This window comes from Pedobacter africanus, assembly GCF_040548825.1.
In the GTDB taxonomy this organism is placed as follows: Bacteria; Bacteroidota; Bacteroidia; order Sphingobacteriales; family Sphingobacteriaceae; genus Pedobacter; species Pedobacter africanus_A.
Window position 1 is genome coordinate 980,565 of record NZ_JBEPSL010000002.1, and the last position, 21,539, is coordinate 1,002,103.

The following is a 21,539-nucleotide window of genomic DNA, read 5'->3' on the forward strand; positions in this document are numbered from 1 at the left end:
TTACTTATCCTAAATAAGGATTGTGCGCCTTCTCGAAACCTATACTTGTAGACTGGCCATGACCGGGATAAACCACACAATCATCAGGCAATATAAACAAGTTATTTTTGATACTGTTGATTAATTGCAAATGATTGCCCCCGGGAAGATCTGTACGGCCTATGCTGTAATAGAACAAAACATCGCCCCCTATCAGGAAATTATCTGCGGCCGCATAAAAACACAAATGTGCCGGTGAATGCCCCGGAGCAAATATGATTTCGAGCTGGCTATTGCCAAAGCTGATCTTGCCGGATTCGGGCAGGAATACTTCAGGCTCAGGAGACAATTCGTAGCGCAGTCCCATTTGCGGAACGTAGCCAGGTATGGCCTGCAACACAAACAGTTCTCCTTTATGAAACTGAGGCTTCAGCCCCCAGGTATCGTATACAAACTTATTGCCGAACACATGGTCGTAATGGCAATGGGTATTCAGCAAAAGTACCGGCTTTAAGCCCTTTTCCTTAATAAAATTGGCAAACTCGGTCTGCTCCTCCCCATCATACATTCCGGGATCAATAATTACACATTCTTTTGTCTCATCAAACAGGATGTATGTATTTTCTCTAACCGGGTTAAATGTAAATTGTTGAATACTAATCATAGGATGTTATTAATCTTATTTTTTCCACTTAAATGTACTGATCATCTGATCGATGTCTTTTTTAATAAAAGCCACAACCGGCTGAATGGAATCGTACTGAGGCCTTTCGTTAAAATACAATGCCCCTCTGAAATAGTGTTTTGTACTGTCCGTCAGGAAAAACTGAACAGAAGAGGCGGTGTTGCCCTCAATGGCATAATAAACGCCATATACCTTTTTATCGGGGTAGTTGATGATCTTCTGATCAATCGCATTTGCTTTTACGGTATGTTTAAATGCAAAAGTCCTGGCATCTTCTACCAGGTTTTCATATTCTTTTCGGGAGGATACATCGTAATAGGTAAGATGCAGACGCCCGTTAAACTGCGGAAAGGAAAGGTTATACCAGCAAGGCTGTGTATCGGCACCACTGTCAGCCTGCAAAACTGCATATCCCGGGTATTCGAAAGAAAAAGGGCAGTCCTTGTTGTACAGCTGGTATGTTTTGGCGGGAAAATCAATCCTGTAATAACCCCTTGGCTTCGGGGTGTAATTATTGCTGTTACAGGCCGAGAATGCGAGTAAGCTGCTCAATAAAAAAAGACAACTGTATCTGCTCATGTTATGAATTCCAGATTTCCCACGAACGTATGGCCTGCAAATGCAACATTTCGAGGCCATTTTTTGTTTTCCCTCCTTTAGCTTTCACCTGTTTCAGAAAAAGTGTCTCTTCAGGATTGTAAACCAGGTCGTAACCAATATGCTTGTCGCTCAACAAGTGATAAGGGATATCCGGACAAGAATCAGTATTGGGCGACGTGCCCAAAGGGGTTGTATTGATCAGTATGGCATGTTCCTTAAGCAGTTCTTCGTTTATCGCATCATACAAGATGCTGTTTTCTGAAGGTTTTCTGGTAACGACCAGAAAGGGTATGTTTAGCTTGTTCAACACATATTTGATGGCTTTTGCAGCACCACCATCGCCAAAAACCAGTGCTTTACGATGATGTGCTTCCAGCAGGGGTTTTAAAGATTCTTCAAAACCATAGGCATCGGTATTGTAGCCTTTTATGCATTGCTCTCCGAGCTTTCGGCCAATCAGAATGCAGTTAACCGCGCCAATTTCTGTTGAGGCTTCATCCATCTCATCCAGGAACGGCAGTATTTGTACTTTGTAGGGTATAGTTACATTAATGCCGCAGAGTTCCGGATTATCAGACCATAGCTGCACAAACTGCTCAACCTTTTCTATGGGATACAGCTCATATTCACAGTTGGTGATCCGCTCTTCCTTAAACTTTTCTGTAAAAAACTTCTTTGAAAAAGAGTGTGATAAAGGATAACCTATTAAACCAAATTTTCTCATTATCTATTCAGGAATACATTTATAAGCCTATTTTTCAAGGTTTAAAAAATGATCGAAAGTATCGCCTCTTAAGCCCAGACGGATGGTTTCCAGCGGGATTACCTCTGCGGGCGCAATATTTCCGATATTTACATTGGCACCCAGCAATTTGATGAACCAGACCTGCTGTTCTTTCTGAGGAGCTTCCCAGATGATGGTTTCTTCCGGTATCTGGGTAAGGATTTCATCTACCAGACCTTCCCGAACTTCACCCGAACCACGATAAATACCAACATTTCCCCCTTCTCTGGCTTCTGCAATAACTTTCCAGGAACCGGCCTCAATCTCCGCGTTCATCAATTTGATCCACTTATAAGGGGCAAATATCTTAGTGGCATCTTTAGATCCTACTTCTGAAATTACCGTTACCTGTTCTGACAGTTTTGAAATGAACCCGCACTTTTGATCGTGCTCTATAGTGATCGACCCATCGGAAACTTCTGCATACTCCATTCCAAACTGATCCAATACCCTGCGGTAATCATCGAATTGGTTTCTGATCACAAAAGCTTCGAAAAGCGTTCCGCCAAAATAAGTTGGAATTCCGGCATCTTTATAAATCTGGAGCTTTTCTTTCAGGTTTGGGGTGACAAATGAAGTAGCCCAGCCCAACTTCACGATGTCGGTATGTATTCCCGCTACTTCTATAAAATCTTCTGTTTGCCTTAAGCTTAATCCTTTATCCATGACCATAGTAATTCCTTTATTACGTGGTTTTACAGGACGCTCCGGTATATTATTCAATGGGTAATTCATATAGGTCACAAAGGTGAAAAAAATTAGACAGTTTTTATCAATACTATCCAATAAAAGGCGCAATACTATTTTATATACCTGTTGATTACATCAACAATTGCGCTGTTGTCCTGCAATTGCGGCAGATACTCAAATAAAATATAGTGCTTTTCGGGGTCTGTGACCAGGGCCGTTTCCAGGTACAAAAGTGCTTCGCTCTTATTTCCCAATGCAAATAAATAGGCTACCATACGGTAATATAGTTCTGCTGCATCCGGATTGTTCTTTATCGCGTCTGCAATCGTCTCTGAGGCTTCCAGCAGCTTACCTTGCTCGTACAAGACGGTTGAAAAATCCAACCAGGCTTCTACATCTACAGGGTTATATTCCAGAACCTTATAATAAGCTTCTACAGATTGTTCTATCTGCCCAAGTTTATAATGTGCATCTGCCATGGCAAACCAGAAATCCGGATTCTCTCCATCCAGTTCCAATGCCTTTCTGTAAAAATGCAGTGACTCAAAATAACGTTCTTCAAAATTAAGGGTAACTCCTATTCCAAACCAGGCATCGGCCATCTTAGCGTCCATCTTAACCGATTTTTTGTAGTAAGAACGTGCTTCGTCCATACGCTCCAGCTTCTCATAGCACTCGCCTATGGCACAATAAGTATCTGCATTTGGCGGCTCATATTCAAAGGTTTGTTTATAAACCTCTATAGCCTCCATATAGCGGTCGAGCTGAACAAGAGCATTCCCTTTATTGTAATAAGCCGAAGCAAAATTGTCTTTTATTAAAATAGCATAGTCATAAGCATCAATAGCCTTTTCAAACAGATCCAGTTTATGATAGGAGTTCGCCAGATTGTACCAGGCAGCATACGAGTAGGGATCGTTGTCTATATATTCCTGATAAAACTTGATGCTTTCTTCCTGTTTGTCGAGTATGTCGTAACAAAAAGCAAGCTCATAAAGCCCGTCTTTGTTCTCCATATTCTGTTCCAGGCTTTGCTTAATATATACAATAGCATTTTCGTAATCCAGCATGTTCTGATATACATATGCAATCTGCAAAAGGATCTCGTCAGTTGTTTCAGCAAATTCGAGTGCTTTCTGGAAATTATCCAGCGCTTCTGAATAACGTTCAAGGCTGTTAAAGATATTTCCCCTCAAAATATAGATCTCTGCTTCTGAAGCTTCCAGCATTTCTGCTTTTTGCAGCGAAAGAAATGCCCTTTCTGCCTGATCTGTTATAAAGAACAGTTGAGCCTGTTTAACTAAAAAGACCACAGCATAAGGGTGCTGGTTTACTGCGTATTCTATTACCTGTAATGCCTTCACAGGATCGCTTTTCTCAATATAATAATCAATAATATTCTCAAAGGCCTGGGCATCAAAAAAGTACTGATCCTGATTGCGTATCATCTCCTCGTAACGCTCAACAGACCGTTGGGCATCATCACTAAAATCAAAGTAAAATTCCTCTTCCATGTTATTGAATAATTAAAGAACAGTTCCCTTTTTTGTTAAATACATTATAAGTTTACAATTATTATACCTTGGATGGGCCAAATAATTTTCAACATACACACAAGTTACCTGTTAAGTAACTGATTACATTAATAATGCGAGAGGGGATTATGATCAGAATTATTCCACAAAATAACGCAAGATTATCCGGAATACGGTAAAATCAATGTATTTTTTTGTTGATTTGTATAAAAATCATTTACGCTATGCAGAATAATATCAGCTCTGTTCTAAGGAACCTGGGCATTCTTGAACTGAATCCGGCTTACAGCACAGGCAATAAATGGGGTGATCTGGCAGATTCAGTCCATATAGATAGCCTTTCGCCGGTAGATGGAAAAAAGATAGCAAGTGTGCAGGTAGCTACGGCATCGGATTATGAAGCAGTTGTACAAAAGGCAGAAGAAGCTTACATATTCTGGCGTAGTCAGCCCGCACCAAAGCGAGGAGAAATTGTACGCCAGTTTGGTGATGCCCTGCGTAAAAATAAAGAAGCGCTGGGTACCCTGGTATCTTATGAAATGGGTAAAAGCTTACAGGAAGGCTTTGGTGAAGTTCAGGAAATGATAGATATCTGCGATTTTGCTGTGGGTCTTTCGCGTCAGCTTTATGGTTTAACGATGCACTCAGAACGCCCCAGCCATCGCATGTATGAGCAATGGCACCCGCTCGGAATTGTAGGCATCATTTCAGCATTTAATTTCCCCGTGGCAGTTTGGAGTTGGAACACTGCCCTGGCTTGGGTATGCGGAAACGTATGCATATGGAAACCTTCCGAAAAAACCCCTTTGACTGCCATCGCCTGCCAGCATATCATTGCTGGTGTTTTCAAGGCGAATGGCATTCCTGAAGGTGTTTCAAATCTGGTTATTGGCGATAAGGAAATTGGGGAGTTGCTGACCAATGATACGCGTATTCCACTGATCTCCGCCACAGGCTCTACCCGTATGGGGAAGGCTGTGGCAACAGCTGTTGCTGCACGTTTAGGAAAAAGCCTGCTGGAGTTGGGCGGGAACAATGCCATCATCATCTCTGAACATGCTGACCTGGATATGAGCCTGATTGGCGCTGTTTTCGGGGCCGTGGGTACTGCAGGGCAACGCTGTACCTCTACCCGCAGGTTAATCATCCATGAAAGCGTTTATGATGCCTTTACAGCAAAACTGGTTAAAGCATACGGACAGCTGCGCATTGGCAACCCCCTCGACCAGCACAACCACGTAGGCCCCCTGATTGATGTTGATGCCGTTGCCAGCTACATGGAGTCTATAGAAAAATGCAAAGCTGAAGGTGGAAGGTTTGTTGTTGAAGGTGGGGTCCTGAACGGCACGGAATATGAAAGTGGCTGTTATGTTAAGCCCTGCATTGCTGAAGTTGAAAATGATTATAAAATTGTGCAGCATGAAACATTCGCGCCAATTCTTTATCTCATCAAATACAGCACCTTTGACCAGGCCATTGCTATGCAAAATGGCGTTCCGCAGGGACTATCCTCGGCCATCATGACCTTAAACCTCCGCGAAGCAGAGCAATTTCTTTCGGCAGCCGGTTCTGATTGTGGTATAGCCAATGTCAACATTGGTACTTCAGGTGCAGAAATAGGCGGTGCCTTTGGCGGAGAGAAAGAAACGGGCGGCGGCAGGGAAAGCGGATCGGATGCCTGGAAAACCTATATGCGCAGGCAAACCAATACCATCAACTATTCTACCACCCTGCCATTGGCTCAGGGCATTAAGTTCGATCTCTAAATCATTTAATACGAATCCTTGAACCTGCAAATGCTGTATCTAATGCATTTGAGTATCTATAGTTGCCGGCCAGAATCCTTCCATCCAAAGTTGCGGCAGTTAATTTTAGTGCGGTAAACTGATCAATGTCTAATTTTGCGATCTTACTTATTGCCAGGGTATGGTCGGCAGAAGATCCTTTCAGTTTTAAATCAGAACGGTCTTTTATTACAGTATACAAACTTTCTGTCTCTGCATTTACATAGGCTATGGCACTATCTTTAAGAAAAACCTGAAGGACAGCTAAAGAGAACTTTCCCCTGGTAGATACGACAACTGTATTAGCGGCATCAATTCTTTGCAGGTTTCTCACATATACAACGATGTTTGCCGGTTCAACTCCGTCCGAGTTGATCAGTAGTTTGTCCCCCTTCTGTGTGATGCTGGTATGGCTGCTGCTTGCGTCCTCATAGGTCACCACATTTTGTGTATTGGATTGTATCAGTTCAACCCTGGCATTTCCCCGAATGACAATTTTAGTAAAATCTATTTTATAAATATCCATTACGGCCGGCGCTTTATGAACGGCAAATGCAAGACCGGGTAAAATAATTACTGCCAGGGCCGAGGCGAATAATGTTTTCATGAAAGTTTTCATATGATTGTTATTAAGTTTGTCAAAGTGTTACCTAAAGGGTCTCCCTAAAACAGAAAATGTTGCATTGACAAACAAGAAATATGTCATCTTATTTGTTTACATTAAAAAAACAGGCTGATTTTATTTGAAAGCATTTCAATTTGATGTAAGTTTAGAGATTTTTAAATGCTTACCCTCTGATTGTTTTAATCTCTTGCCAATGTTACGCGTAGATAGCTCAAAACCCTTCAAAATTGTATACTCTTTATGTAAACATGCGTATTTGGGCTATTTAATTGAACCGCATATTGTGCAGCTAAATCCGCAGGGTGATTTTTCATTGACCTATCAGCGTATTTTTTCGCATACAGCCAAAGAATTCAGCAAACATCTAACAGAAACAGACCTTAAGCTGATCAAGACCCTGGATGAAACCGAGCAGGATTACATCATCAGAAAGTTTCATAAAAAAGCGATCAGGCCTGTAGAGTTCTTCAGTAAATTTTTTAATGATAAATTCTACGAAAATGTCCGTCCTAAAATTGAGAAAAAACTATCCGAAGTTTTAGAGGTACTGAAACGCGAAGGCGCACTGTATCTGATGGACAAAGACGGATGGCCGGCGGAAAGAAGAATTGAAATCGCCAGCGAGCCGGCAACAGTATTGTTCCATTTCAGAAGGAACGAAATGGAAACCCGGTATTTTCCGACCATAAAATACCAGGGCCTGCGGATTGACTTCATGTACAAAGATGCCCAGGTTATCAGCAACCAGCCCTCCTGGTTATTGCTGAATGATATGCTCTATTTTTTTGAGCAGGATATTGAAGGCAAGAAACTGCTCCCATTTTTGAACAAGCGGTACATCACCATTCCCAAATCTACTGAAGAAGCTTACTTTGGTAAATTTGTTGCCCCGCTCATCGAAAAATACCATGTATATGCGGAAGGCTTTGAGATCAGGACCGAAAAACACAGCCCTGTGCCTATTATCAAAGTAATTTACGTAGACGCAGGTATATCACAGCTGCAGCTGTACTTTAAGTATGGTGAACATGCCTTTGCCATGGGCAACGAGAAGAAAATAACCGTTCACCTGCATAAAGAACAGGACAATTATATTTTTACCCGGGTAAAACGCGACGCAACCTGGGAAAAACAAAAATTCGATTTCCTGTTAAATCTGGGCTTGAAGAAAACAAGCGCACTTTACCACCATCTTGAAGTCCCTCAAATAAACGAGGAAGACCAATCGTACGCAGTCATCAACTGGGTTAATGAACACCTGGAAATGCTGGCAGAAAACGGATTCGAGATAGAGCAGCACCGGGGCACTAAAAAATTTCTGTTTGCTGTTAATAAGATCAGCTTTGACATTAAAGAAGACAATGACTGGTTTGACATCAATGCCATTGTTTACTTTGGCAGCCACCCGGTTCCTTTTATTTCGCTAAAGCAACATATTCTTCATAAAAAAAGAGAGTTTCTTTTGCCAGACGGCTCAATTGCCATTATTCCCGACAAATGGTTCACTCAATACAGCAGCTTATTTAGCCTGGCCGACGGCGGGAAACAGCTTAAATTAAAAAAACACCACATCGGCCTGATCAATGAACTGGCGGAAGACAGCATTGCGAACATCACTTTAAGCCGGAAACTACAAAAGCTGAATGACTTTGAAAACATTGCCGACACGCAGATGCCAGTGAATTTTAAAGGCGATCTTCGCAGTTATCAAAAAGCCGGGTACAACTGGTTCAGCTTTTTAAGAGAATATAATTTCGGTGGCTGCCTGGCAGATGATATGGGTTTGGGTAAAACCATCCAAACACTGGCCATGCTGCAGAAACTTAAGGAGGAGGACCAGGCGCAATCTAAGCATAGCACCTCTTTGATTGTGATGCCAACCTCACTGATCTACAACTGGCTTAATGAAGCCAAGAAATTTACACCTAAGCTGAAGATCCATGCACATACCGGATCCTCAAGAAACAAGGATATAGGCCGTTTTTCGGATTTTGACATCATCATTACTACATATGGCATTACCCGTGTAGATATAGATGTTCTTAAAGATTTTTACTTCAGTTACATCATTCTGGATGAGAGCCAGAACATCAAAAACCCTTCATCCAAATCTTTCAAAGCAGTAAAAACGCTTAAATCGAGGCATAAATTAATTCTTAGCGGTACGCCTGTGGAAAATTCTGTGAGCGATCTCTGGACCCAGCTTACCTTCTTAAATCCGGGGCTTCTGGGCACCCAGACTTTTTTTAACGAAGAATATGTGCAGGCTATTGAAAAGAAAAAAGATGAAGAAAAAGCCCGGAAACTGCAGGCCATCATTAAACCATTTGTGCTGCGCAGAACAAAAGAGCAGGTAGCAGCAGAACTGCCTTCCAAAACTGAACAGGTATTTTATTGCAATATGAGTGAAGACCAGGCCGCTTATTATGAAAAAACAAAATCCGCCTACAGAAACGACCTGCTCAACAGCATGGAAGATGGGACCCATGTCAAAAAACAGGTACAGTTATTACAGGGACTCACGGCATTGCGCCAGCTGGCAAATCATCCGGTAATGATTGATGACACCTACACTTCTGATTCCGGCAAATTTGAGAATGTGGTCCACACGCTCGACAATGTGCTTAAAGGGGGACATAAGGTGCTCATATTTTCGCAGTTTGTAAAACACCTGAACATCTTTAAGCATTATCTGGAAAAAGAGAACATTTCCTTTGCCTACCTGGATGGGGCCACAAAAAGCCGGGGTGAAATTGTGGCAGAGTTTCAAAAAAACACAGAGCTAAAAGTATTTCTGATTTCAATTAAAGCCGGTGGTGTAGGTTTAAACTTAACCCAGGCCGACTATGTATTTATCCTCGACCCATGGTGGAATCCTGCGGTTGAACAGCAGGCTATAGACCGGACGCACCGGATCGGGCAGGAGAAAAAGGTGTTCATTTATAAATTCATCGCTAAGGACACCGTTGAAGAAAAGATCCTGGCACTTCAAAACCGGAAGAAGAAGCTGGCCAGCTCACTCATCACTACAGAAGAAAGCTTTTTCAAATCGCTCAGTAAAGAAGATATTCAGGAATTGCTCAATTAGACCTGAGCCAGTTAAGATAACTTGCGTTGCCAATCATTTCGGCCCCCAGGCTCATCAGGTGATCATTGGGTAGCTGGCAATCTATCATCTTAAATCTTTCTTGCCGGCAAAGCGATATCAGAGCGTATTTAGAGGCATTACTGGCTTTGCTGAACATGCTTTCTCCGCAAAAAACCCGGTTGATGTGCACACCGTACAGCCCACCTACCAGCGTTTCCTCCTGCCATACTTCAACACTGTGGGCATACCCCTGCCGGTGCAATTCTATATACGCATTTTGCATTTCTCCGGTAATCCAGGTCCCATCCTGATCTTTACGGCCAATCTGGGCACAATTGCTGATCACTGCAGCAAAAGCCTGATCATAGGTAACCCTGAAAGCATTGCTTTTAAACAACCGGGTCATGCTTTTGCTAACCACAACTCTATCCGGAAAAATCACACAGCGTTCCCTGGGCGCATACCAGCAAATGGGATCGCCCTCACTAAACCAGGGGAAAATTCCGTTATTGTACGCAAGCATTAATCTTTCGGGTCTCAGATCACCTCCTATAGCCAGTAAACCATCCGGATCTGCAAGAGCGGGGTCCGGGAAAACGATCTCAGTGTCGTCCAATTTAAAAACCATTTACAATATTACGTACTAAAACATTATCTCCCTAGCATCGTTTTATAATAGTGGACAGAAAAGATAACTTCATCAATATTAAACATCTCTATAACAGGGCCGGCTTTGGCATTGCCTATCCCGATCTGCACAAACTGAGCAGAAAAAGTGTAGAGAAAGTGGTAAACGAACTTCTTGAAATCCCCAAAGAAAGTGCTGACCTGACTACAGTTGATCCGGATGAAGTGAGGCGACAAATGCAGCGGCAATCAGAACTTGGGGCAAAAAAAGAGCTGACGGAAGACGAAAAAAACGAACGGCAGGAGATTACACGCACACAAAATGAGCAGAGCCGCAAGCTCAACCTCGATTGGATGCAGCGCCTGATTGGTACAGAGCAGCCTTTACTGGAAAAAATGACCCTCTTTTGGCACGGGCATTTTGCCTGCCGCTCTAACAACCCCATGTTTGCCCAGCAGCTCAATAATATTCAACGGAAATATGCCCTCGGCAGCTTTAAAACTTTATTGGTTGAAGTCTCCAAATCTCCGGCAATGCTGCAGTACCTGAACAACCAGCAAAACAGAAAAGGCAGACCTAACGAAAATTTTGCCCGGGAGCTGATGGAATTGTTCACGATTGGCAGAGGTAACTACACCGAAAAAGATGTTAAAGAATCGGCAAGGGCCTTTACCGGCTGGACCTACAATAAAGATGGGGCATTTGAATTTAAAAAAGCCTTGCACGACGATCAGATCAAGGTTTTCTTCGGCAACACCGGCAATTTCGACGGTGAGGCCATTATCGACCAAATTCTGGACAAGCCAGCAACATCGGTATTCATCTGCACCAGGCTCTACCAGTTTTTTGTAAACGATACCCCAAATGAAGCGCATATTAAAGAACTGAGCAATTATTTTTACCGCCAGAAATACAACATCAGCGATCTGATGCGGAAAATGTTTAGTTCAGCATGGTTTTATGACAAAACAAATATCGGCACCAAAATCAAATCACCGGTAGAATTCCTTGTAGGCCTTAGCAGGGAATTTCATGTAACCTACAATAAGCCGCAGGTACTTATTCAGCTGCAGAGTAACCTTGGGCAATATCTGTTTAACCCGCCCAATGTGGCAGGCTGGCCCGGGGGCAAAAACTGGATCGACAGTTCATCATTGATGCTGAGGATGAAAATACCTTCGCTGGTGCTGAATGATGGCCTGATTGATTTCAGCGGTAAGGCCGACCCCGAAGATGAAGCGGTAATAGCGCAAGGCAAAAAAAGCAATATCAAGCCTGTTAAATCGGCCATAGATGCCAAAGCCGATTGGCCAAAATTCCTGGAAAGCCTGCCTAAAAAGATCAATCCGGCTGAGCTGGCCGCTTTCCTGCTGCAGCCCGCATTGAGCCCCAAAGTTACAGGCATGATCCAGAACAACCTGAGTTTAAAAAATACAGCAATAGAAATTACCAGCATGCCCGAATACCAGCTTTGCTGACCATAGGAGGATGAAGACCATGAAAAGACGAGATTTTCTAAAAAATTCTGCATTTGCCGCTGCCGGAGCCATCATGGTGCCGGCATTTATGAAGCCGTTTGAGGCACTTGCCCTGGATGAGCTCAGTGCCTACAAAAACCTGGTGGTTATCCAGCTTTCAGGAGGGAATGATGGCTTAAATACAATTGTTCCTTATGGCAATGACATCTATTATCAAAAACGCAAAAGCATAGGTATAAAGCCTGAGGATGTGATTAAGCTAACAGATATGCAGGGTCTCAATCCGAGCCTCAATGCCCTGAAAGAATTATATGACCAGGGCTGGATGACCATCATTAACGATGTGGGTTATCCCAACCCTGACAGGTCACATTTCCGTTCTATGGACATCTGGCAAAGCGCAAGTGACTCCAATCAGTTCCTTTCAACGGGCTGGATTGGCCGCTATCTGGATTCGAATTGTGAAACCTGTAAATTCCCTTATACAGCAATAGAAGTAGACGACAGCTTATCTATGGCACTGAAAGGCGGCACAAAAAAAGGTATTGCACTTAAGGATGCAGGCACACTGTTTAAAAACACGAATGAGCCCTTTTTCAAGGAAATGATCAGAAACGATAAAGTACATCTGGACGAAGAAAACCTCGGTTACCTGTATAAAACCATGATCGAAACTTCTTCTTCTGCCAATTACATCCAAAATACGTCCAAAATATACCAGTCGAAATTCAGCTATCCCAATACCGGCTTTGCAAACCAGCTCAAAACCGTTTCGAAATTCATCAATTCAGGTTTAAAAACAAAAGTTTACTATGTATCTATGAGTGGTTTTGACACCCATGTAAACCAGCAGCAGCAACAAGGCCGTTTACTACAGCAATATGCCGAAGGTATGAATGCCTTTATAAAAGAACTGAAGCAAAACAACAGGCTTGAAGATACACTGGTCATTACCTTCTCTGAATTTGGAAGACGGGTAGAACAGAATGCCAGCAATGGGACAGACCACGGAACAGCAAACAACATGTTCATCTTTGGCGGCCGGCTAAAAAAGCAGGGCATTTACAATGCAGCACCAAACCTGAGTGACCTGGAATCCGGTGATCTAAAATACCAGGTCGATTTCCGGCAGGTATACGGCACCATATTGGATAAATGGCTGGATGTGAGCAATGCACAAATCCTGAACAGAAAGTTTAATACACTTGATTTCATATAAGCTTTAACCTTTAATCAGCTGTGTTTTGATGGAATAGTTAATCGCTTCACGGCTGGTTGTAAACAGGCAGGTTTTAATGCCATGCAATGCTGATATCTCATCCAAAAGCGCCTGTGCCTGTGCTGCTTTTTCTTTACGGATATTCCGGATATATATGCCGGCAATGTTTTTAGGATACTTCCGGGCAATGGTGGTATAAATAACCGGGTCCTGCTGGGAGTTATCGCCAATAAAAACAAACTTTTGATTTGGAAAGGCATCCAGGATACGCATCACGCGCATCAGTTTTCCTTCATGCCCGGTCCGGCCCGTCCTGATCAGGTCTTTCCAGCGCTTGATCTGGTTTAGCAGAAAAGCTCCCTCAGGCATTTTATTAAACCTGAATGTTTCTACCAGGTAGTCGTAAAGGTTCCATTCGCTGCTCGAAACATAAAAAAAAGGATTGGGCTGATTTGCATTGGTATGCGATGAGGCAAAGGCGTGGTAAAGCGTATGGGTATCTTTAAATGTTTTTCTGGTCCTCGGATTCTTGATAAAAAGTTCTCTCAGTCTTCTGCCCAGGGTAGCAGAATGGGAGATCATCACCGTATCATCAATATCTGAAATGAAAGCATATTGAGTAAGGTGGGGCACAAATATCTGCCCATGCCCTATCGCCATTACTGCATCATTCTCATCAAGGGCCTCAACTTTAACGCCATGCCACCCGGCTGTTACTGTTTTATGAGCTGCCCATTCAAATTTAAAAAACCCATCATACTCAGTTTTGTTATATACCTGCTGGCCCTGAAAGGTCAGCCTAACCTTAACGTGAGGATAGGGTTTTAAAATGAATAGTTTTAGCAGGTGAACGATGTTCACAAAAAGGTTGTTGCTGTACACCTGCCTGGTTTTTGCTTTGAAGCGGAACACATGACCATACACCACCAGGTTATGCTCATGTCCGTAGCCGTGATATACTTTAACACTAACAGATTTATTCATTATTAATTAAAACAGCCGATCACATCGGTTGTTTGTACAATTAGATATTTACCGATGGGCGAGCGTACTTCAAATTTAAAATTACTGTTTATTGTTAATCCCGGATCGGGAAGCGGCCAGATTAATTTCACCGAGGTGATTGGCGACTATTTTGCTGACCGCGAGGAAGATTTTGAGATTTATGAGCTGCCAGAGAACTGCGCCATATCGCAGATCAAAAAGGCAATTGAAACTGCAAAAGCGGATAGGGTGATTGCTGTGGGTGGCGATGGCACCCTTAAGCTGGTATCGGAATGTGTGCTGCAAACAGATACGCCCATTGGGATCATCCCGGCAGGTTCTGCCAATGGGATGGCTAAAGAACTGGGCATTCCAACTGCGATCCCCGAGGCCCTGGACATGGCCATAAACGGCAATATCAAAAAGATCCATGCCATTAATGTAAATGGTGAACTGTGCATACACCTTGCCGATATTGGATTTAATGCCCACCTGGTTAAAAAATTTGATGCCCTGCCCCAGCGGGGAATGCTGGCCTATGCAAAAGCAGCATGGCAGGCACTATGGAAGCATTACAAAATGGAAGTTGAGTTTCAAATTAAAGACAAAACTATCCGTGCAAAGGCAGCAATGGTGGTAGTTGCCAATGCCACCATGTATGGCACCGGTGTTAAGATCAACCCGGAGGGAAAACTGGATGACGACCTCTTTGAGGTGATATTGGTGAAAGAGTATTCGGTGATGGAGATATTAAAACTCAGGTTTACCAACCTGCCCTTTAACCCTAAAAATATTGAATCTTTTCAAACAAAAGACCTGAGTATAAAAACCAGGCATAAGGCCCATTTCCAGGTAGACGGAGAATATATTGGCAAGGTAAACAGCATAAAAGCGAATCTGCTTCCGACGGCCATCTGCATCATCACCAATGCATAAGCTGCTACTTAACGGCAGTATTTCTCCAGCATTTCATCTGCCAGATCGGAGCCCATATATTTTACAAACAGAAAGTCCTCACAGGCCCCCTGCTTGTCTTTCTGTTTCAGTTTTTTAAGCCCGTCTTTGATGCGCTCCTGAAAATATTCATCGTCATAACCCAACTCTGTGCGCAAGGCTATAATCCTGGCTTCCTCAGCTTTTTTATAGGTGCCTTTTTCCTTGTTCCTGTAAAAATTCTGAATGGTACTGGCAAGCCCCTGGTTAGAGCGGTAAAGCGCAATGGCCCTTTTGATCTCCTCCGGATTTTTATTTTCGCAGTTATAGCCCGACAGGGTAAACTTTATTGGTGCAATCAGAGATACGGTGGTATCGTGGTTTTTGGGTACAATCCACTTTCCGCTGCTCAGCCTGATCAGTCTTAAAGCTTCATCATCCAGATCAGTTCCGATACCTGATCTGATCTTTGAATAGTACACAAAGCCATCTTTGTTAAGCTTAAAGCTGATGGTTACTGTGCCTTGTATGCAGTTTTGAAGGGAATACTGGGGGTACACATTATTGGCTGTAACAAAAGCTTCCAGTCCGCCTTTTACAACAGGCTGGGCACTTAAACCAAGTGCACACAGCATAAAAAATGCGAAACCCAGGATCTTTGTCATACCCTAATTTACGAATTTCCGTCGTTTTCTTTACGGTCTTTCGAAATCTTATCAAACAGCCTGTCCATATGCTCCACATATTCATTTGTATCGTCTACAAAGAAGGTAAGCGTAGGGATTACACGGGCCTGGTGGCGGATTCTTGCACCAAGCTTATACCTGATCTCGCCGGCATGTGAGTTTACCTCCGCAACCGATAATGTGGTATTGTTTGTATTTAAAAAGCTCAGGTAAACCTTTGCAACCGCAAGATCCGGAGAAACACGCACCTTGGTAATGGTTACCAGGGTGTTCGGCAAATATGCGGCGCCTTCGCGCTGAAAAATAGCGGCTAACTCTTCCTGTATAATTCCGGCAAATTTCTGTTGACGTTTACTTTCCATAATTTTCTCTTTCTACTTTAACAGCATTAATTAATACAACAGTTTATCGTAGGGATAACGTGCGGTGTGCAATGCCACCACTTTATCGTACAGCAACTGTTTAAATTCTTCTAAATTCTCTTTGTGAAGGGCAGAAATGAAGATGGCAGGCGCATTTTCTGATCCCATCCAGCTCTTTTTAAAATCTTCTAGGGTAAGTACTGCCCTTTCTTCTTCTTCATGGTAGGGCTCCGGACTCACATAGGCATCAATTTTATTGAACACCATAATGGTTTCCTTATCCCTTGCCCCAAGGTCTTTCAGGGTTTCATTAACCACATGGATCTGATCTTCAAAATTCGGATGCGAAACATCCACCACATGGATCAGGATGTCGGCTTCGCGCACCTCATCCAGGGTCGATTTAAAACACTCTACCAAATGGTGAGGTAGTTTGCGGATAAACCCAACGGTATCTGACAGCAAAAATGGCAGGTTTTCGATCACAACTTTGCGTACTGTGGTATCCAATGTGGCAAAAAGCTTATTCTCTGCAAACACATCAGATTTAGACAGCATGTTCATGATGGTAGATTTACCAACGTTGGTATAACCCACAAGCGCTACACGGATCAGTTGCCCGCGGTTTTTACGCTGTGTTTCATTTTGACGGTCAATCTGTTTCAATCGCGACTTTAAAAGTGATATTTTTTCCAGGATCATCCTTCTATCGCTCTCAATCTGGGTTTCACCCGGACCACGCATCCCGATTCCCCCCTTCTGGCGCTCCAGGTGGGTCCATAAACGGGTTAACCTGGGCAGCAGGTATTGCAGCTGGGCCAGTTCCACCTGGGTTTTGGCCTGCGCAGTTTGTGCCCTGCCGGCAAAAATATCAAGGATCAGGTTACTGCGGTCCAATATCTTAACCTGCAGCTCCCTTTCAATATTTCTTAATTGCGAAGGTGATAGTTCGTCGTCAAAAACAACCATATCTATCTCTTCCGATTTTACATAGGCCTGTATTTCTTCCAGCTTTCCCGTACCCACAAAAGTGGCACGGTCTGGCTTCAGCATTTTCTGGGTAAATTCATGCTCCACCAAACCACCTGCGGTATCTACCAGAAAAGCCAGCTCATCCAGGTATTCCCTGGTTTCCTCTGGTTTCTCTCCTGGCCTGACTACCCCTACAAGTACCGCCCGTTCCTGCTTCAGCGCAGTATCATAAAATTTCTTTTTTCCCATGTAAGGTACAAAGATACAAAAGTTATACCGAGATCAATTGCCCGGCAAAATCCCGCATGGCCTGGCCGGGGTTTGCTGTTTTCATGAAGTTTTCCCCTATCAGGAAGCCATTGAAGCCTGCGGTTTTCAGGTCTTTAATCGTTTCAACTGCACTTATGGCACTTTCAGAGATCTTCATAAAGTTATCCGGTATCTGGTTTACCAGGTCGAAAGAAGTCTGGATGTTTACTGTAAAATCGGCCAGGTTACGGTTATTTACGCCAATAGCATCCAAATCTTTACATATGCTACGTTCCAGCTCCTGCTGGTTGTGTACTTCAAGCAATACATTCAGGCCAAGGTTTTTGGCTACAGCAGACAGATTTCTGATCTCCTCGGGTGTCAGAATTGCAGCAATCAGCAAAATAATATCAGCACCCAAAGCTTTGGCCTCTACCACCTGATATTCATCGATCATAAAGTCCTTTCTCAGCACCGGGATTTCATTTGCCGCCCTGGCTTCCAGCAGGTCATTGGTATGGCCGCCAAAAAAATCTACATCGGTAAGTACCGACAGGGCCGATGCGCCCGCCGCGGCATAAGCCTGAGTTACATCGGCTACCTTTACCTGGTCGTTGATGATCCCTTTTGACGGTGATCGTCTTTTGAACTCCGCAATAATGCCTGTACGCTGCTCATCCAGCAAAAAATCTTTAAATATATAGGGATCGCGTTTAAAGTGCAGGCCGGCTTCCAGTTGTTGTATAGAAACCGCTTGTTTGGCCAAGGCCACTTCCTCTTTTTTACGCAGTACAATTTTATCTAAAATAGTCATAATTAATTCTCCAGCCAGTTCTGCATCATTTGTTTCCCATATTCTGTCAGTACACTCTCCGGGTGAAACTGAACCCCGCGGACATCGAAATCGTTGTGGCGCAGGGCCATAATTTCTGCATCAGCATCAGTAGCAGTTATGGTAAAGCAATCGGGCAAGCCTTCGTTGCTTACAACCCATGAGTGGTAACGTCCTACATTTATCGTCTCAGGACAATCGGCAAATAGTGTTTCCGTTTTGTCCAGCACAGTAATTGGTGTGGCAATGCCATGCATCGGCCGCCCCAAATTTAGCAATTTTCCGCCGAAGGCTTCGGCAATGGCCTGCTGCCCCAAACAAACGCCAAAAATACTCTTGCTTGCCGCATAAGTTTTAATCACATCGAGCAGCAACCCCGCTTCTTCCGGGATACCTGGCCCCGGCGATAAAATAATTTTATCATACTGGTCCACATCAGCCAAATCAAATTTATCATTTCTCCATACCTCTACATCGCGCCCAAGCTCATTTACCAGGTGCACCAGGTTATAAGTAAAGGAATCGTAGTTGTCAATAACCAGTACTTTCTTTTGTATTTGCTTATCCATTGTCTTAAATATCTGTAGCCATTTGTATTGCCTTACGCAAGGCTGCAATTTTATTGTTTACTTCGTTCAGCTCATTTATTGCTACGGAGTCGGCAACTATACCTGCTCCTGCCCTGTAATGCAGCTGGTTGTTCTTGCTCATAAAGGTCCTGATCATGATGGCATGGTTAAACTGATCGTCAAAGCCCATGTAACCAATGGCACCGGCATAAAAATTACGCCCCAGACCTTCGTACTCATCTATGAGCTGCATGGCCCTGTATTTGGGCGCCCCGCTTAAGGTGCCAGCCGGGTAGGTATCGGCAACCACTTTAAAAGCCGATACATTGGGCTGCAGATTGCCGCTTACTTTTGACACCAGGTGGATGAGGTGCGAATAATATTGTACTTCTTTGAAAGATTTAACTTCGACACCGCTGCAGTGCCTGCTCAGGTCGTTCCTGGCCAGGTCTACCAGCATTACGTGCTCAGCACTTTCTTTAGGGTCCTGCTCCAGTTTTCTGGCCAGCTCTGCATCTTCCTCATCGTTTCCGGTGCGCTTAAATGTTCCTGCAATAGGAAAAATATTGGCCACATTGTCTTTAATGGTAATCTGCGCTTCCGGCGAGGAACCAAAAAGCTTAAAGCTGCCATAGTCAAAATAAAACAGGTAGGGCGATGGGTTAATAGAACGGAGGCAACGGTAAACGTTAAACTCGTCACCTAAAAAGCCCTGGCTGTATGCCCTTGATGGTACAATCTGGAATACATCACCACGCAAAATGTGCTTCTTCATTTGCTCCACCATTTCCATAAAGCCTTCATTGCTTAGGTTAGACTCTTCTTCGCCATCTATTTTAAAATCGTATTCCGGGAAGTTTTTATTCTGGATAATGTATTCCAGCTTTTCCAGATCTTCATTGTCATCCCCGTTAAAAGTATTTTTGAACAGGGTGATCTCATTTTTAAAGTGATCAATGGCAATGATGTACCTGTAAATGTGATATTGCATCAATGGGATCTGCTGGTCTTCCGGCGCAACCGAGCTAAATTTAATGTCTTCAAAATGCTGCACGGCGTTCCAGGTAAAATATCCAAAAAGCCCGCTCGATATGTACCTGGTATCGGCTACAACAGATGGTTTAAATTGGGCTTTAAAAGCATCAATTTCATTTGTAAGTACAAAATCCTGCTTTTCTTCTTTCCGTCCATCCGGAAAATAAGTAGTAAGCAGCCCATCTTTTAGTGCTATTCCTGCTACAGGCTCTGCACAAACATAACTCACGGAGTTGGACCGGCTATGATAGTCGGAACTTTCCAGTAAGATGGTATTCGGAAACACATCCCGTAACCGCAAATAAATACTTACCGGGGTAGTGGTATCGGCAAGCCTTTTCTTATAAGTGGTATTAATTATATAATTGTTCATATGCATCATTGCCCTGGTCTTTTCCAGGCTATATTTTCAAAAAATCAATAAAAAACAAAAAACCCGACGTGTGGTCTACGTCGGGTTTTTAATGTGGTTTGGTTTAGGTTGATAAACTATAAGGTACACAAAGCTACGACTAGACTCTTTTTTAGAGTGCTACGCCATTGCCATGTATGTATATTGTTAATCATATGTCACAAAAATATAAATAAATCTTACAAAGCAAAATTAAATTTGTAATTTTTATGAGATGCCAAGGAATGAACGTGATGGATCAACCATTGTCATCCTCAAAATGGCAGCCACAATAACTATCAGGGCAAGTCCGAAATAAAGCGCTACAGCACGGTGCCTGGCTGCCGGATCATTTCCTTTTTTAGACCTTGCATTGCCTATTGTTACCAGAATTGCAGCAAAAATCATCATACCTATGTGTTCCATTTTCCAGTAAACAATTCCTGCTTTTACAAGTGGGCTCATAAAATACAAGACCAATCCTATTAAAATCTGGGTGTGAACAAATATTAAGGTGAAGAGATTAATTTTTCTGTTTCCTTCTGTATATGGCTTTTTACCCAACCAACCTGAAATGGCCTGTATAAGTGCAATTACCAATAAAATTAAAACCAGGTAACGCCAACCTGAATGTGCGCTTTTTAAAATCTGATACATAATCGTTTTTCTTTCAAACTTAACCAATTACTTTCTGATTCATTAAAAAGCAGAAATGGCAACTGATATTTAAAATCATTCCAAATTAGAAAGATAAAACGATTTGCAGGTTATCGGCTTGCGGCAAAAGCCGTATCCAGCTCAGTAATTTTAGTTTTAACAGCGGCCAGACCTTCCATTTTAACCTGGCTCATCCTGCCTTTGAACATATTGTGATCAGCAGCTGTTCCTTTTAATTTAAGGGTTGAATTGCCCTCTACATAAGTATACAGGCTTCCAATATTACCAATCACATCGGCTTTTGCTGTATCTTTTAGAAATACCTGCAATACGCTTAATGAGAATTTACCTTTAGTAGTTACCGAAGCTGCATTTGAAGCATCAATTCTTTGCAGGTCTTTCATATATACGACCATGTGCAATGGCTCATCTTCATTAGAGCTGATGAAAAGTTTATCTCCTTTTGCTTCTATACGGGTTACTGCTTTGTCGTACTTTCCGTATACAACAACACCTTGCTTGTTAGACTGAATAACTTCTACCTGCACATTACCCTTAACCACTACTTTGTTGAAGTTGATTCGTTGTTGTAAATTCAATTCGGTGCGTATTGGCTCTGCCGCATTGGCACTGAATGCTGAAGTTGATAAAACGATTGCTGTTAATGCTGTTGCGAATAATGCTTTTACTGAAGTTTTCATATTTGTAAGGCTTTTAAGGTTTTTTTAATTTGTTTCCCTAATAAGTCTCCCCAAACTGGAAAACGTTACAGCT

General features: G+C 42.9%; 21 protein-coding genes. 5 read left to right on the plus strand and 16 right to left on the minus strand.

Features of this window, described 5'->3' with window-relative positions; translation table 11 throughout:
• Nucleotides 1-4 precede the first annotated feature (4 nt).
• The 5 genes from ABIE26_RS14210 to ABIE26_RS14230 form a co-directional block, all read right to left on the minus strand.
• Nucleotides 5-643, minus strand: coding sequence for an MBL fold metallo-hydrolase (locus tag ABIE26_RS14210; protein WP_310141941.1), 639 nt, complete (start codon nucleotides 641-643; stop codon nucleotides 5-7).
• 15 nt (nucleotides 644-658) lie between these two features.
• Nucleotides 659-1,243, minus strand: a complete 585-nt coding sequence (gene gldD / locus ABIE26_RS14215) for a gliding motility lipoprotein GldD (protein ID WP_310141940.1) — start codon at nucleotides 1,241-1,243, stop codon at nucleotides 659-661.
• A gap of 1 nt (nucleotide 1,244) precedes the next feature.
• Entirely contained in the window at nucleotides 1,245-1,988 is a 744-nt protein-coding gene (locus ABIE26_RS14220) for a shikimate dehydrogenase family protein (RefSeq protein ID WP_310141939.1), read from the minus strand.
• Nucleotides 1,989-2,015: 27 nt separating this feature from the next.
• A complete protein-coding gene (locus ABIE26_RS14225; protein WP_310141936.1) occupies nucleotides 2,016-2,783 on the minus strand; it encodes a phosphosulfolactate synthase in 768 nt (255 codons plus the stop codon).
• 65 nt (nucleotides 2,784-2,848) lie between these two features.
• The gene (locus ABIE26_RS14230; RefSeq protein ID WP_310141935.1) at nucleotides 2,849-4,252 is read right to left on the minus strand and encodes a tetratricopeptide repeat protein; all 1,404 of its coding nucleotides are present in this window, start codon (nucleotides 4,250-4,252) and stop codon (nucleotides 2,849-2,851) included.
• Nucleotides 4,253-4,497: 245 nt separating this feature from the next.
• On the opposite strand from ABIE26_RS14230, the gene amaB reads away from it, so the two are divergent.
• Nucleotides 4,498-6,039 carry an L-piperidine-6-carboxylate dehydrogenase gene (gene amaB / locus ABIE26_RS14235; RefSeq protein WP_310141934.1) on the plus strand — a complete coding sequence of 514 codons (1,542 nt, stop codon included), beginning with the start codon at nucleotides 4,498-4,500 and terminating at the stop codon, nucleotides 6,037-6,039.
• 1 nt (nucleotide 6,040) lies between these two features.
• Here amaB and ABIE26_RS14240 read toward each other — a convergent pair whose 3' ends face one another.
• The gene (locus ABIE26_RS14240) at nucleotides 6,041-6,664 is read right to left on the minus strand and encodes a GIN domain-containing protein (RefSeq protein ID WP_310141933.1); all 624 of its coding nucleotides are present in this window, start codon (nucleotides 6,662-6,664) and stop codon (nucleotides 6,041-6,043) included.
• A 211-nt stretch (nucleotides 6,665-6,875) separates the two neighbouring features.
• Between ABIE26_RS14240 and ABIE26_RS14245 the strand changes: the two genes are divergently transcribed.
• Entirely contained in the window at nucleotides 6,876-9,770 is a 2,895-nt protein-coding gene (locus ABIE26_RS14245; protein WP_310141931.1) for a DEAD/DEAH box helicase, read from the plus strand.
• On the opposite strand, the gene aat is transcribed toward ABIE26_RS14245, so the two are convergent.
• Nucleotides 9,763-10,398, minus strand: a complete 636-nt coding sequence (gene aat / locus ABIE26_RS14250) for a leucyl/phenylalanyl-tRNA--protein transferase (protein ID WP_310141930.1) — start codon at nucleotides 10,396-10,398, stop codon at nucleotides 9,763-9,765. The two genes, ABIE26_RS14245 and aat, sit on opposite strands and share 8 nt — an antisense overlap.
• A gap of 50 nt (nucleotides 10,399-10,448) precedes the next feature.
• Here aat and ABIE26_RS14255 point away from each other — a divergent pair, with 50 nt between their 5' ends.
• Complete coding sequence (locus tag ABIE26_RS14255; protein ID WP_310141929.1) at nucleotides 10,449-11,876, plus strand: DUF1800 domain-containing protein; 1,428 nt, start codon at nucleotides 10,449-10,451, stop codon at nucleotides 11,874-11,876.
• Nucleotides 11,877-11,895: 19 nt separating this feature from the next.
• Complete coding sequence (locus ABIE26_RS14260) at nucleotides 11,896-13,095, plus strand: DUF1501 domain-containing protein (protein ID WP_354375850.1); 1,200 nt, start codon at nucleotides 11,896-11,898, stop codon at nucleotides 13,093-13,095.
• A 3-nt stretch (nucleotides 13,096-13,098) separates the two neighbouring features.
• Here the strand turns inward: ABIE26_RS14260 and ABIE26_RS14265 are convergent, their stop codons facing one another.
• Complete coding sequence (locus ABIE26_RS14265; RefSeq protein WP_310141926.1) at nucleotides 13,099-14,079, minus strand: App1 family protein; 981 nt, start codon at nucleotides 14,077-14,079, stop codon at nucleotides 13,099-13,101.
• Between the two features lie 54 nt (nucleotides 14,080-14,133).
• On the opposite strand from ABIE26_RS14265, the gene ABIE26_RS14270 reads away from it, so the two are divergent.
• A complete protein-coding gene (locus tag ABIE26_RS14270; RefSeq protein WP_310141924.1) occupies nucleotides 14,134-15,015 on the plus strand; it encodes a diacylglycerol/lipid kinase family protein in 882 nt (293 codons plus the stop codon).
• Nucleotides 15,016-15,023: 8 nt separating this feature from the next.
• Here the strand turns inward: ABIE26_RS14270 and ABIE26_RS14275 are convergent, their stop codons facing one another.
• From ABIE26_RS14275 to ABIE26_RS14310, 8 genes are all read right to left on the minus strand, one after another.
• Nucleotides 15,024-15,677 carry a TonB family protein gene (locus ABIE26_RS14275; protein WP_310141920.1) on the minus strand — a complete coding sequence of 218 codons (654 nt, stop codon included), beginning with the start codon at nucleotides 15,675-15,677 and terminating at the stop codon, nucleotides 15,024-15,026.
• An 8-nt stretch (nucleotides 15,678-15,685) separates the two neighbouring features.
• Entirely contained in the window at nucleotides 15,686-16,060 is a 375-nt protein-coding gene (rbfA, locus tag ABIE26_RS14280) for a 30S ribosome-binding factor RbfA (protein ID WP_310141918.1), read from the minus strand.
• Between the two features lie 30 nt (nucleotides 16,061-16,090).
• Nucleotides 16,091-17,281 carry a GTPase HflX gene (gene hflX / locus ABIE26_RS14285; RefSeq protein WP_310141916.1) on the minus strand — a complete coding sequence of 397 codons (1,191 nt, stop codon included), beginning with the start codon at nucleotides 17,279-17,281 and terminating at the stop codon, nucleotides 16,091-16,093.
• A 22-nt stretch (nucleotides 17,282-17,303) separates the two neighbouring features.
• Nucleotides 17,304-18,095 (minus strand): indole-3-glycerol phosphate synthase TrpC, encoded by a 792-nt coding sequence (trpC, locus tag ABIE26_RS14290; protein WP_310141914.1) that lies wholly within the window; start codon nucleotides 18,093-18,095, stop codon nucleotides 17,304-17,306.
• A gap of 2 nt (nucleotides 18,096-18,097) precedes the next feature.
• On the minus strand, nucleotides 18,098-18,682 hold the full coding sequence (locus tag ABIE26_RS14295; protein ID WP_310141912.1) for an anthranilate synthase component II: 585 nt from the start codon (nucleotides 18,680-18,682) through the stop codon (nucleotides 18,098-18,100).
• Nucleotides 18,683-18,686: 4 nt separating this feature from the next.
• On the minus strand, nucleotides 18,687-20,090 hold the full coding sequence (locus ABIE26_RS14300) for an anthranilate synthase component I family protein (RefSeq protein ID WP_409035669.1): 1,404 nt from the start codon (nucleotides 20,088-20,090) through the stop codon (nucleotides 18,687-18,689).
• A gap of 246 nt (nucleotides 20,091-20,336) precedes the next feature.
• On the minus strand, nucleotides 20,337-20,765 hold the full coding sequence (locus ABIE26_RS14305; protein ID WP_310141908.1) for a cytochrome B: 429 nt from the start codon (nucleotides 20,763-20,765) through the stop codon (nucleotides 20,337-20,339).
• Between the two features lie 110 nt (nucleotides 20,766-20,875).
• Nucleotides 20,876-21,466, minus strand: coding sequence for a GIN domain-containing protein (locus ABIE26_RS14310; protein WP_310141905.1), 591 nt, complete (start codon nucleotides 21,464-21,466; stop codon nucleotides 20,876-20,878).
• Nucleotides 21,467-21,539: the final 73 nt, after the last annotated feature.

What these genes read in the sequence shown, in the direction of transcription:
- ABIE26_RS14210 (WP_310141941.1), bottom strand. Translation starts at nt 643, where the DNA reads ATGATTAGTATTCAACAATTTACATTTAACCCGGTTAGAGAAAATACA.
- gldD (WP_310141940.1), bottom strand. Translation starts at nt 1,243, where the DNA reads ATGAGCAGATACAGTTGTCTTTTTTTATTGAGCAGCTTACTCGCATTC.
- ABIE26_RS14220 (WP_310141939.1), bottom strand. Translation starts at nt 1,988, where the DNA reads ATGAGAAAATTTGGTTTAATAGGTTATCCTTTATCACACTCTTTTTCA.
- ABIE26_RS14225 (WP_310141936.1), bottom strand. Translation starts at nt 2,783, where the DNA reads ATGAATTACCCATTGAATAATATACCGGAGCGTCCTGTAAAACCACGT.
- ABIE26_RS14230 (WP_310141935.1), bottom strand. Translation starts at nt 4,252, where the DNA reads ATGGAAGAGGAATTTTACTTTGATTTTAGTGATGATGCCCAACGGTCT.
- amaB (WP_310141934.1), top strand. Translation starts at nt 4,498, where the DNA reads ATGCAGAATAATATCAGCTCTGTTCTAAGGAACCTGGGCATTCTTGAA.
- ABIE26_RS14240 (WP_310141933.1), bottom strand. Translation starts at nt 6,664, where the DNA reads ATGAAAACATTATTCGCCTCGGCCCTGGCAGTAATTATTTTACCCGGT.
- ABIE26_RS14245 (WP_310141931.1), top strand. Translation starts at nt 6,876, where the DNA reads ATGTTACGCGTAGATAGCTCAAAACCCTTCAAAATTGTATACTCTTTA.
- aat (WP_310141930.1), bottom strand. Translation starts at nt 10,398, where the DNA reads ATGGTTTTTAAATTGGACGACACTGAGATCGTTTTCCCGGACCCCGCT.
- ABIE26_RS14260 (WP_354375850.1), top strand. Translation starts at nt 11,896, where the DNA reads ATGAAAAGACGAGATTTTCTAAAAAATTCTGCATTTGCCGCTGCCGGA.
- ABIE26_RS14265 (WP_310141926.1), bottom strand. Translation starts at nt 14,079, where the DNA reads ATGAATAAATCTGTTAGTGTTAAAGTATATCACGGCTACGGACATGAG.
- ABIE26_RS14270 (WP_310141924.1), top strand. Translation starts at nt 14,134, where the DNA reads ATGGGCGAGCGTACTTCAAATTTAAAATTACTGTTTATTGTTAATCCC.
- ABIE26_RS14275 (WP_310141920.1), bottom strand. Translation starts at nt 15,677, where the DNA reads ATGACAAAGATCCTGGGTTTCGCATTTTTTATGCTGTGTGCACTTGGT.
- rbfA (WP_310141918.1), bottom strand. Translation starts at nt 16,060, where the DNA reads ATGGAAAGTAAACGTCAACAGAAATTTGCCGGAATTATACAGGAAGAG.
- hflX (WP_310141916.1), bottom strand. Translation starts at nt 17,281, where the DNA reads ATGGGAAAAAAGAAATTTTATGATACTGCGCTGAAGCAGGAACGGGCG.
- trpC (WP_310141914.1), bottom strand. Translation starts at nt 18,095, where the DNA reads ATGACTATTTTAGATAAAATTGTACTGCGTAAAAAAGAGGAAGTGGCC.
- ABIE26_RS14295 (WP_310141912.1), bottom strand. Translation starts at nt 18,682, where the DNA reads ATGGATAAGCAAATACAAAAGAAAGTACTGGTTATTGACAACTACGAT.
- ABIE26_RS14300 (WP_409035669.1), bottom strand. Translation starts at nt 20,090, where the DNA reads ATGAACAATTATATAATTAATACCACTTATAAGAAAAGGCTTGCCGAT.
- ABIE26_RS14305 (WP_310141908.1), bottom strand. Translation starts at nt 20,765, where the DNA reads ATGTATCAGATTTTAAAAAGCGCACATTCAGGTTGGCGTTACCTGGTT.
- ABIE26_RS14310 (WP_310141905.1), bottom strand. Translation starts at nt 21,466, where the DNA reads ATGAAAACTTCAGTAAAAGCATTATTCGCAACAGCATTAACAGCAATC.